Source organism: Kitasatospora sp. NPDC090091, assembly GCF_044747365.1.
GTDB lineage: Bacteria > Actinomycetota > Actinomycetes > Streptomycetales > Streptomycetaceae > Kitasatospora.
Map to the genome: position 1 here is coordinate 58,816 of NZ_JBIVDY010000033.1, position 11,627 is coordinate 70,442.

General features: G+C 77.5%; 4 protein-coding genes. All 4 read left to right on the forward strand.

Features of this window, described 5'->3' with window-relative positions; all coding sequences use genetic code 11:
- The first annotated feature begins 9 nt into the window (after positions 1–9).
- Genes ACIPSC_RS36385 through glyA form a run of 4 tightly spaced genes read left to right on the forward strand, consistent with a single transcriptional unit; the run spans position 10 to position 11,604 of the window.
- Positions 10–5,499, forward strand: coding sequence for an amino acid adenylation domain-containing protein (locus tag ACIPSC_RS36385; RefSeq protein WP_400833729.1), 5,490 nt, complete (start codon positions 10–12; stop codon positions 5,497–5,499).
- On the forward strand, positions 5,496–6,851 hold the full coding sequence (locus ACIPSC_RS36390) for a cysteate synthase (RefSeq protein WP_400833735.1): 1,356 nt from the start codon (positions 5,496–5,498) through the stop codon (positions 6,849–6,851). The genes ACIPSC_RS36385 and ACIPSC_RS36390 overlap by 4 nt, the downstream gene beginning before the upstream one ends.
- The gene (locus ACIPSC_RS36395) at positions 6,848–10,255 is read left to right on the forward strand and encodes an amino acid adenylation domain-containing protein (RefSeq protein WP_400833738.1); all 3,408 of its coding nucleotides are present in this window, start codon (positions 6,848–6,850) and stop codon (positions 10,253–10,255) included. The genes ACIPSC_RS36390 and ACIPSC_RS36395 overlap by 4 nt, the downstream gene beginning before the upstream one ends.
- The gene (gene glyA, locus ACIPSC_RS36400) at positions 10,252–11,604 is read left to right on the forward strand and encodes a serine hydroxymethyltransferase (protein ID WP_400833743.1); all 1,353 of its coding nucleotides are present in this window, start codon (positions 10,252–10,254) and stop codon (positions 11,602–11,604) included. The genes ACIPSC_RS36395 and glyA overlap by 4 nt, the downstream gene beginning before the upstream one ends.
- The last annotated feature ends 23 nt before the right edge of the window (positions 11,605–11,627 follow it).

Below are 11,627 nucleotides of genomic sequence, written 5' to 3' on the forward strand. Positions count from 1 at the left end.
GAAGAACGCGTGGACCCGCGACTAGAGCACCAGGACTGGATCTCGGCGATCGCCGCCACCGCGGCGGCGGATCCGGACCGCACGGCCTTCGAGTTCTCCGGGAGGGAGGACGCGCCGGCCGAGCGCCTGAGCTACGGACAGCTCGACCGGCGGGCCCGGGCCGTCGCCGCCCGGCTGCAGCGGCTCGGTCTGACCGACCGCCCGGTACTGCTGCTCCAGCCGCCCGGCCTGGACTACGTGGTCTCCTTCGTCGGCTGCCTGTACGCGCGGGCCGTCGCGGTGCCGGTGTACCCGCCGAACCGCCGGCCGCGCTCGCTGGAGCGGCTGGTCGACATCGTCGCGGACTGCGGGGCGACGGTGGCGCTGACCACCGCCGCCGTCCGCGACCGGCTGCTGCCCGGTGACCCGGACGGCGCGGTGATGGACGTGCTGCGGCTGCTGGCGACCGACCGGGTGCCCGAGGAGGAGGCGGAGGGCTGGGTGCGCCCGCAGGTCGGCGCCGACAGCGTGGCGTTCCTCCAGTACACCTCCGGCTCCACCTCGGCCCCGCGCGGCGTGGTGCTGACGCACGGCAACCTGCTGCACAACTCGGCGCTGATCCAGCGGGCCTTCCGCACCACCGGCAGCACCCGCGGCATGTCCTGGCTGCCGCTCTTCCACGACATGGGCCTGATCGGCGGCATGCTCCAGCCGCTGTACTACGCCGGCTCCTGCTCGCTGATGGCACCCACCGCCTTCGCCCAGGACCCGCTGCGCTGGCTGCGCGAGATCAGCCGCACCCGGGCGACGGTCAGCGGCGGGCCGAACTTCGCCTACGACCTCTGCGCCGACCTGGCCACCCCCGAGGTGCTGGCCGGACTCGACCTGAGCAGCTGGGAGGTGGCGTTCAACGGTGCCGAGCCGGTGCGTGCCGAAACCTTCCGGCGGTTCGCCGCCGCCTACGCCCCGGCGGGCTTCCGGGCCGAGGCCTTCACCCCGTGCTACGGGCTGGCCGAGGCGACGCTGATCGTCTCCTGCAAGCCGCACGGCACCGCGCCGGCCCGCTACCTCGCCCCGAACTCCCTGCTCGCCGGCGCCTCCCACGGCGGCGACGCAGGCACCGCCGGAACCGAGGCCGACGCCACCGACGGCCTCGCCGGGAGCACCGAGCTGGTCAGCAGCGGGCGCCCGGACGCGTCCCAGCGGCTGGAGATCGTCGACCCGGTGACCCGCCGCCCCGTGCCGGCCGGCGCGATCGGCGAGATCTGGCTCTCCGGCCCGAGCGTGGCACAGGGCTACTGGAACCGTCCGGAGCAGAGCGCCGCCACCTTCGGCGCCCGCCTCGCCGCCGACGATGCCGCCGGTGCCGACACCGCGGCCTTCCTCCGCACCGGCGACCTGGGCCTGCTGCACGAGGGCGAGCTGTACGTCACCGGGCGGCTCAAGGACCTCGTCATCGTCCGCGGCCGCAACCACTACCCGCAGGACATCGAGCAGACCGTCGCCGCCGTCCACCCCGCGCTGCGCGCCAACTGCGGCGCCGCCGTCCAGGTCGAACTGGCCGGCGCGGCCGAGCTGGTGATCGTCCAGGAGGTGGCGCGCGACCACCAGGACGGCGATCTGCCGGCGCTGGCCCGCGCGGTGCGCGAGGCGGTCTCCGAGGCGCACGGGGTGCGCCCGGCCGCGGTGGTGCTGATCCGCGCCGCGACGCTGCCCCGCACGTCCAGCGGCAAGGTGCAGCGCCATGTGTGCGCCGCCTCCTACCGGGAGGGGAGCCTCGCCGCGCTCGCCCACAGCGGCCGTCCGCAGGGCGCCGCGGACGAGCGCCCGGCGGAGCTGGACGCTCCGGCGCTGCGGGCGGCCGACCCGGCCGAGCGCCCGGCGCTGCTGCTGGCCGCGCTGCGGACGCTGCTCGGCGCCCGGCTCGGGCTGGCCGCCGAGGAGCTCGCGCCCGGGCAGCGGCTGGCCGAGCTGGGCCTGGACTCGCTCGGCGCCGTCCGGCTGCGGCACGAGCTGCGCGCCGCCCTGGGCGTCGACCTGGGGCTGACCGAGGCGCTCGCCCTGGACCTGGCCGGGCTGGCCGGGCTGCTCGCCGAGCGCCTCGACGAGGCGCCCGCGGAGACCCTGGAGACCGCCGAGACGGACGCCCCCGGCGACCACCCGCTCTCCCCCAACCAGGCCGCGCTGTGGCTGCTGCACCGGATCGCCCCGGAGAGCCCCGCCTACCTGGTCTCCGCCGCCTTCCGGGTGCACGGCGGACTCGACCCGGCCGCCCTGCGTGCCGCCCTCGCCGGCCTGGCCCGGCGGCACGCCGTGCTGCGCAGCACCTTCCCGCGGACCGCGTCCGGTCCGGTACAGCGGGTGCATGCCGAGCTCCCGCCCGCCTTCGAGCAGGTCGACGCCGCCGGCCTGAGCGCGGCCGACCTCGCCGAGCACCTGACCGCCGCGGCCGAGCAGCCCTTCGACCTGGAGACCGGGCCGCTGCTGCGGGCCCGGCTGTTCGCCGGCGCCGAGGGCGGCGACCGGCTGGTGCTGACGGCCCACCACCTGGTGACCGACCTCTGGTCGCTGTCCCTGCTGCTGGACGAGCTGGCCGCCGACTACCAGGCGGCGCTGCGCGGCGCGCCGGCCGGCACGGCCGCGGACACCGGCGCCGCCCCGTTCGCGGCCTTCGCCCGCCGGCAGGCCGCGCTGCCCGCCACCCCCGCCGGGCAGCGGCGGCTGGACCGCTGGCGCACCGCGCTGGCCGGCGTCCGGACCGGGACGTCGCTCCCCGCCGACCTGCCGCTGCCCGAGCGCCAGCGGATGCGCGGCGCGGCCGTGCCGCTGACGGTGGACGCCGGAACCACCGAGGCGCTGACGGCGCTGGCCCGGCGCGAGGGCAGCACGCTCTACGTCGTCCTGCTGGCCGCCTTCCAGCTGCTGCTGGCCCGCTGCACCGGCGAGTCGGACGTGGTGGTCGGCACCCCGACCCACGGCCGTACGGACGGCGAGTTCGCCGGCACGGTCGGATGCCTGGTCAACACCGTGCCGCTGCGCGCCCGGATCGACGCCGCAGAGCCGTTCACCGCGCTGCTGGCCCGGGTCCGCGAAGAGGCGGGCGCCGCGCTGGACGGTGCCGAGGTGCCGTTCCCCGCGCTGGTCGAGCTGGTCCGCCCGGACCGCGACCAGGGCGGCCGGCCGTTGGTGCGCAGCCTGTTCAGCCTCCAGCAGGCGCCGGGCGGGCACGCCGAGGCGCTGGTGGCGATGGCCACCGGGCGCGACGGTGTCCCGTTCACCCTGGGCGCCCTGGAGTGCTCGACGCTGGCGCTGCCGGTCGGCGGCAGCCAGTTCGACCTCCAGCTCACCCTGGGGGCGGCCGCGGGCGGCCTGGCCGGGTCGGTCCGCTACGACACCGACCGCTACCTGCCGGCGAGCGCCGAGCAGTTCGCCGCCCGGTTCACCGTCCTGCTCGCGGAGATCGCGGCCGACGCCGCCCGGCCGGCCGGGGAACTTCCGCTGCTCACCCCGGCCGAGCGCCGGACCCTGCTCGCCGAGGGCAACGACACCGCACTCGCCTACGACCCCGCCGACGGCGTGGTGCGCCGCTTCGAGGAGCGGGCCGCCCGTACCCCGCTGGCGGTCGCGGTCCGCGCCGCCGGCCCCGGGGGCGGCGAGCAGCTGGACTACGGCACCCTGGACCGGCTGGCCGACGGCGTCGCCGAGCGGCTGCGCGCCCTGGGCATCGGCCCCGGCCGGACGGTCGCCGTCCTGCTGCCGCGCACCCCGCGGCTGCTCGCCGCGCTGCTCGGCGTCCTCAAGTCCGGCGCCGCCTACCTGCCGCTGGACCCCGGCCACCCGGCCGAACGGCTGGCCCTGGTGCTGGCCGACGGCGGCGCCGCCGCAGTGCTGACCGACCTGCCCGCCGAGCGGGTGCCCGCCGGCGACTGGGCGGTGCTGCCGGCCGACACCATCGGCGAGGCCCGGCGCACGGCGGACACCGCGATCGACCCGGAGGCGGCGGCCTACGTGCTGCACACCTCCGGCTCGACCGGCCGCCCCAAGGGCGTGGTGGTGCCGCACCGGGCGCTGGCGAACCTGCTGGCCTCGTTCGAGCGCGACCTCGCGCCCGCCCCCGGCGCCGGCTGGCTCTCGGTGACCACCCCGGCCTTCGACATCGCCGCGCTGGAGTACTTCCTGCCGCTGGCCACCGGCGCGACCGTGCACCTGGCGGACGCGGCGACGGCCGGGGACGGCTCGCGGCTGCGGGCCTGCCTGGAGACCGGCACGGTCAGCCACCTCCAGGCCACCCCGGTGACCTGGCAGCTGCTGCTGGACGCGGGCTGGTCGGGCACCCCCGGGCTGACCGCGCTGTGCGGCGGGGAGCGGCTGCCGGCCGAGCTCGCGGCCGGGCTGCTGGCCCGCGGCGTGCGGCTGTGGCAGGTCTACGGCCCGACCGAGACCACCGTCTGGTCGGTCCGCGGCGAGCTGACCGTGGCCGGCGGGGAGCTGCCGCTCGGCACGCCGGTCGCCAACACCCGCCTCCACCTGGTCGACCCGGCCCTGCAGCCGGTCCCCCCCGGCATCACCGGCGAGCTGCTGATCGGGGGCGACGGCCTGGCCCACGGCTACCTCGGCCGTCCCGGTCTGACCGCGGAGCGCTTCGTGCCCGACCCCTTCGGCACCGGGCCGGGGGCCCGCCTCTACCGCACCGGCGACCTGGTGCGGCGCGGGCCGGACGGCGCGCTGCTGTTCGTCGGCCGCGCCGACAGCCAGGTCAAGCTGCACGGGCACCGGATCGAGCTGGGCGAGATCGAGACCGCGCTGGAACGGCTGCCCGCGGTGCGCCGGGCGGCGGTCGTGGTGGACGGCGAGGGCGTCCGGGCCCGGCTGGTCGCCTTCCTCGAACAGCACGGCACGGCGCAGGACGGCGCACTGCAGCAGGGTGCGCCCGCCGCGCCCGGCGAGCTGCGCGAGCAGCTGCGGCGGACCCTGCCCGGCTACGCCGTCCCCTCGCTGCTGGTGACGCTGGACGCGCTGCCGCTGACCGCCAACGGCAAGGTCGACCGGCGGGCGCTGCCCGTGCCGGCGGCCGGCCCCGCGACCGGCGGACCCGCGGACGGGCCCTCGGGCGGCGCCGAGCCGCCGGTCGGGCCTACCGAGGAGCGGATCGCCGCGCTGCTGGCCGAGCTGCTCGGGACCGGTCCGGTCGGCCGGCACGAGGACCTGTTCGACCGGGGTGCGCACTCGCTGCTGCTGGCCCGGTTCGCCGAGCGCGCCCGGGCCGAGTTCGGGGCCGAGCTGCCGCTGCACCGGCTGTTCGAGCGGCCCACGGTCGCGGCCGTGGCCGCCCTGGTGGACGCCGCGGTGGCACAGCCGGGGCGGGCGGCCGCCGCGGGCCGGCCGGGGCTGACCCGGGTGGACCGCTCCCGGTACGCCGTCGGCCGCGGCTCCGACGGCGCGCTGCGACCCGCACTCGCCGGCGCGTCCGCCGGCGGCCCGGCCGAGGCCGGCCGCCCCACCACCGGGGAGGGCCGATGACCTCCGCCCCCTACGTCCCCTCCGCCCGGCCGGCCGCCGGACCGGCCGCCCCGGCCGACCGCCCGTACCTGCTGCGCTGTCCGGTCTGCCGGGAGAGCTACCAGGACGACGGGCTGCGGCTGGACTGCGGCGCGGCGCACCGGCCGGGCCTGCTGAGCACGGAGTACGCCACCGCGTTCGCCCCCGGCCCCGGCAGCGGCCCGTTCCGCTACCGCTGCTGGCTGCCGACCGCCGGGCGGGCCCTGCCCGAGGGCAGCGGCGGCGCCACCTACCGGGCCGAGCGGCTGGGCCGCGCCCTGGGCCTGGCCGAGCTCTGGGTCGCGTTCAGCGGCCACTGGCCGGAGCGCGGCGCGGACCTCGCCACCGGCAGCTTCAAGGAGCTGGAGGCGCAGGCGGTGCTGGCCCGGCTGCCCGAGCGGCCGCCGGTGCTGGTGGTCGCGTCGGCCGGGAACACCGCCTCGGCCTTCCTGCGGGCCTGCTCGCAGCAGGCGGTGGAGTGCGTGCTGGTGGTGCCGGAGACGGCGCTGCCGGTGCTCGCCGCCGCCGGTGAACGGGCCGACTGCGTCCGGCTGGTGACGGTGGCCGGCGACTACACCGACGCGATCGAGCTGGCCGACGCGATCGCCGCCCGGCCGGGTCACCGGGCCGAGGGCGGCACCCGCAACGTGGCCCGGCGCGACGGCCTCGGCACCGCGCTGCTGGCGGCCGCCGAGACGATCGGCCGACTGCCCGACCACTATGTCCAGGCGGTGGGCAGCGGGGCCGGTGCGATCGCCGCGCACCAGGCCGCCCGGCGGCTGCTGGCGGCCGGCTTCCCGGCCGCGGACGGCCGGGTCGGTGCGGACGGCGCGGACGGCGGCCTGCCCCGGCTGACCCTCTGCCAGAACACCCCGTTCGCCCCGATGGTCCGCGCCTGGCAGGACGGCCTGGCCGAGCCGGTCGTCGGCTCCGGCCCGGCCGTCCGGGCGGCGATCGCCGCCTCCCACGCCCAGGAGCTGACCACCCGCAAGCCGCCCTACGCGGTGGCCGGCGGGGTGCGCGAGATCCTCACCGAGAGCGGCGGGGAGCTGCGGGCCGCGGACACCGCCGAGGCGATCGCCGCCGGGCGGCTGTTCGCCGAGGTCGAGGGCATCGACGTCGCACCGGCCGCAGCCGTGGCACTGGCCGGTCTGCGGCAGGCGGTCGCCGCCGGACGGATCCGCCCCGGGGAGACCGTGCTGCTGCACGTCACCGGCGGCGGCCTGGCCCGGCACGCGGCCGGCCACCGGCCCGCCGCCGAGGCCCGGCCCGACCTGCGGATACCGGCCGGCCTGGGGGCCGAGGCCGCCGCCTACCTGGTGACCGGCGCATGACGGCCCCCACCGCCGGGCTCACCGCCGCCCCCGAACCCACGGAACCCGTCCACACCCACGCCGACGCCCACGCCCCCGGCCACCAGCCCGAGCCGTCCGACCGGCAGAGAGCAGAGCAGACCATGCAGCAGTTCGCCTTTCCCGCCACCTCGGCGCAGCGCCGGATCTGGCTGGTGGAGCGGCTGACCCCCGGCACCAGCGCCTACCACCTGCCGTTCGCCCTGGAGCTGGACGGCCCGCTCGACACCGCCGCGCTGACGGCCGCGCTGACCGAACTGGTCCACCGGCACGAGTCGTTGCGCACCTGCTTCGAGCAGGCCGACGGCGAGCTGATCCAACTGGTCGGCGAGCCCGGCCCGTTCGCCTTGGAGACCCGGCAGACCCCGGCCGCCGAGCTGGACGCCGTGCTGGCCGCCGACGCCGCCCGCCCCTTCGACCTGGCCCGCGGCCCGCTGCTGCGCGCGGTGCTGCACCGGCTGGCGCCGGAGCGGCACGTGCTGGCCGTCACCGTGCACCACCTGGTCGCCGACATGTGGTCGGTCGGCATCCTGCTGGCCGAGCTGGCGCAGTGCTACGCCGGACGGGCCGCCGAGCTGCCCGAACTGCCGATCCAGTACGGCGACTTCGCGGTCTGGGAGGGCGAGGTGCAGGCGGCCGGCGAGGAGGAGGAGCAGGCGTACTGGCGTCGACGGCTGGCCGGCGCGCCCGAGCTGCTGGAGCTGCCCTGCGACCGCCCCCGCCCCGCCGTGCAGTCGCTGCGCGGCGCCGCGCTGCCGGTGCAGCTCCCGGCCGAACTGTCCACCGCCGTAAGGGCGCTGTGCCGCCGGGCCGGGGTGACCCCGTTCATGGCGCTGCTGGCCGCCTTCCAGGCCGTGCTGGCCCGGCACAGCGGCGGCGAGGACATCGTGGTCGGCACCGGCGCCGGGGTCCGCCCGGCCGAGGCCGAGGGGCTGATCGGCTGCTTCGTCAACATCCTGCCGATCCGCACCTCGCTGGCCGGCGACCCCACCTTCGCCGACCTGCTGGCCAGGGTCCGCCGGGCTGCACTGGGCGCCTTCGAGCACCAGCAGCTGCCGTTCGAGCGGATGCTGCCCGAGCGGTCGACCGGCCCGGCGCTGAGCCACAACCCGGTGGTGCAGTCGCTGCTGCTGATGCAGAACGCGCCGCTCGCCGCCCCCGAGCTGCCCGGCCTGACGGTGACCGTCCGGGAGGTGCCGCGCGGCGGCGCGCAGCTCGACCTCAACCTCCAACTGCGCGAGGTGGACGGCGCGTTCACCGGCACCGTCGAGTACGCGAGCGACCTCTTCGACCCCGCCACGGTGGAGCGGCTGGTCGGGCACTGGCGCACCCTGCTGGCCGCCGCCGTCGCGTCCCCCGGAACGCGCCTGTCGGCCCTGCCGATGCTGACCACGGCGGAGCGCGACCGCGCCCTGGTGGAGTGGAACGACACCGCCCACGCCTACCCGCAGGCCGGCGTATGCCTGCACGGGCTGTTCGAGGAGCAGCTGGCCCGGCACCCGGAGGCGCCGGCCGTCCTGCACGCCGGTGGTGAGCTGAGCTACGCGGCGCTGGACACGCTCGCCGAGCGGATCGCGGGCCGGCTGGCCGGCCTGGGCGTCGGCCCGGACACCACCGTCGGCGTCTGCCTCACCAAGGGCCCGGCGCTGGTGGCCGCCGTGCTCGGCGTGCTCAAGGCCGGCGGCGCCTACCTGCCGCTCGACCCGGCGTACCCGGAGCAGCGGCTGGCCTTCATGCTCGGCGACGCGGCGCCGCCCGTGGTGCTCACCGAACGCGCCCTGGCCGGCCTGCTGCCGGCGGGCGGGGCCGCGCTGCTGGAGGTGGAGGACGCCGAGCAGTGGTCCGCCACCCGGCCCCGCGCGGCCGGTGTCGCCCCGGACAACCTGGCGTACGTCATCTACACCTCGGGCTCCACCGGCGCGCCGAAGGGCATCGCCGTCCCGCACCGCGGCGCCGTCAACAACCTGCTGGACCTCAACGACACCTACGGCGTCGGGGCGGGCGACCGGGTGCTCGGCCTCTCCTCCCCCAGCTTCGACATGTTCGTCTACGAGACGCTCGGCATCCTGGCGGCCGGCGGCGCGGTGGTCATGCCGCACCCCGACCGGGCCCGCGACCCGCACCACTGGGTGGACCTGGTCCGCCGCCACCGGGTGACGGTGTGGAACTCGGCCCCGGCGCTGGCCGACGCCTTCGTCCGGGCCGGGGAGGAGCGCAACGTCCGGCTGCCGAAGCTCCGGGTCGCCTTCTTCGGCGGCGACTGGATCCCGGTCCCGCTGGTCGGACGGTTCCGCCGGCTGGCGCCGGAGCTGGCCTTCATCGCGCTCGGCGGCGCCACCGAGGCGTCCGTCCACTCGATCACCTACCCGGTCGGCGAGGTCGACCCGGCCTGGACCAGCATCCCGTACGGCCGCCCGATGGTGAACCAGCAGGCCGTGGTGCTGACCCCGGCGCTGGAGCCGGCCCCGGTCGGCGTCCCGGGCGAACTCTGCCTGGCCGGAACCGGGTTGACCCGCGGCTACCTCGGCCGCCGGGGCCTGACCGCGGACCGCTACCGCCCGCACCCGGGGGCCGGCACCGGCCCGGTGCCGGCCGGCGCGCGGCTGTACCGCACCGGCGACCTGGCCCGCACCCGCGCCGACGGGGTGATCGAGCTGATCGGCCGGCTGGACCACCAGGTCAAGCTGCGCGGCCTGCGGATCGAGCTGGGCGAGATCGAGTCGGTGCTGCGCCGCCACCCCGGGGTCGAACGGGCCGTGGTCGCGGCCCGCGGCAGCGGCGACGAGCGGCGGCTGGTCGGCTACCTGGTGCCGGCCCCGGACGGCGGGGCGGCCCCGGACGCCGCCGAACTGCGCGCGCTGCTCCGGGCCGAGCTGCCGGAGTACATGGTCCCGGCGGTCTTCGTGACGCTGGACGCGCTGCCGCTGTCGCCCAACGGCAAGGTGGACCGCGCCGCGCTGCCGGAGCCCGACGCCGCGGCCGACCGGGCCGCAGCCGCGTACGTCGCCCCCCGCGACGACACCGAGCGGGTGCTGGCCGCCCTCTGGGCCGAGCTGCTGGAGGCCGACCGGGTCGGCGCCGAGGACGACTTCTTCGCCCTCGGCGGGCACTCGCTGCTCGCCACCCGGCTCGCCTCGGCGGTGCTGGAGACGTTCGGCGTCAAGCTGCCGCTGCGCGAGCTGTTCGAGGCGCCCACCCTCGCCGAGCAGGCGCAGCGGCTGGCCGCCCGGGGCCGCGAGGCGGGCACCGACGTCGCGGCGGTGGCCCGGATCGCCGCCGCCCTGCTGGAGATGACCGACGGGGAGGCCCACGGGCTGCTCGCCCGACACGACGAGCACCAGGGCCACGAGCAGCACCATGAGCAGCACGAGGAGAGCCACGCATGACCACCACCACGAGCACCGGCGTCCTGGCCGCGTACGCCGGTCTCGGCGCGCACCGCCTGGCCGAGGCCGACCCCCTGCTGGCCGACCTGCTGGAGCGCGAGCACGCCCGGCAGAACGAGACCCTGGCCATGGTGGCCGCTTCCAGCAGTGCCGACCCCTCGGTCCTGGCCTGCGCCGGCGCGTCCATCTCCAACGTCACGACCGAGGGCTACCCGGGCGCCCGCTACCACGCGGGCTGCGAGCTGGTCGACGAGGTCGAGCGGCTGGCGGTGGAGCGGGCCCGCGCCCTGTTCGGCGCCCGCTACGCCAATGTGCAGCCGCACTCGGGCAGCACCGCCAACCAGATCGTGCTCTGCACCCTCATGAAGCCGGGCGACACCCTGCTCGGCATGGAGCTGAGCGCGGGCGGGCACCTGACCCACGGCTCGCCGGCCTCGGTCTCGGGGCGGTTCTTCGACGCCGTCGGCTACGGCACCGACGCCGACGGCCTGCTGGACTACGAGCAGGTCGCCGAGCTGGCCCGGACGCACCGGCCCAAGGTGATCGTCTGCGGCGCCAGCGCCTACCCGCGCACCGTCGACTTCGCCCGGTTCCGGCGGATAGCCGACGAGGTCGGCGCCTTCCTGCTCGCCGACATCTCGCACATCGCCGGCCTGGTCGCGGCCGGGCTGCACCCGAGCCCGGTGGACCACGCGCACGCCACCACCACCAGCACCTACAAGCAGCTGTACGGCCCGCGCGGCGGCCTGATCCTGCTCGGCCGGGACGCCGACCTGCCGCTGCCCGGCACCCGGCGGACCCTCGCCCAGGCGATCGCGCACGGGACCTTCCCGTTCCTCCAGGGCACCCCCGACCTGGGCGCGGTGGCCGCCAAGGCGCGCGCCTTCGACCTCGCCGCCCGGCCGGAGTTCCGCGCCCTGGCGCAGCGGGTGGTCTCCGGGGCCCGGGAGCTGGCGGAGGCCTTCGCCGGCCTCGGCCACACCCTGGTCACCGGCGGCACCGACAACCACATGGTGCTGCTGGACGTCGGCCGGCGCGGCCTGACCGGCGCGATCGCCGAGTCCGCCCTCGCCGACTGCGGAATCGTGGTCAACCGCAACCGGATCCCGGGCGACCCGCTCGGCCCGCGCATCACCAGCGGTGTCCGTTTCGGCACCAACACCCTGGCGCTGCGCGGCATGGGCCCGGCCGAGCTGCGCCGCTGCGCCGCCCTGGTCGACCGGGTGCTCACCGCGCTGGTGCCGCACGGCGAGGCCGGCTTCACCCTCGACCCGGCCGTCCGCTCCGAGGTGTGCGGCGAAGTCGCCCGGCTCTGCCGGGAGTTCCCGCTTCCACACCACACGCCCTGACCGACCTGACCGCCTCTCCGACC

What these genes read in the sequence shown, in the direction of transcription:
- ACIPSC_RS36390 (WP_400833735.1), top strand. Translation starts at nt 5,496, where the DNA reads ATGACCTCCGCCCCCTACGTCCCCTCCGCCCGGCCGGCCGCCGGACCG.
- ACIPSC_RS36395 (WP_400833738.1), top strand. Translation starts at nt 6,848, where the DNA reads ATGACGGCCCCCACCGCCGGGCTCACCGCCGCCCCCGAACCCACGGAA.
- glyA (WP_400833743.1), top strand. Translation starts at nt 10,252, where the DNA reads ATGACCACCACCACGAGCACCGGCGTCCTGGCCGCGTACGCCGGTCTC.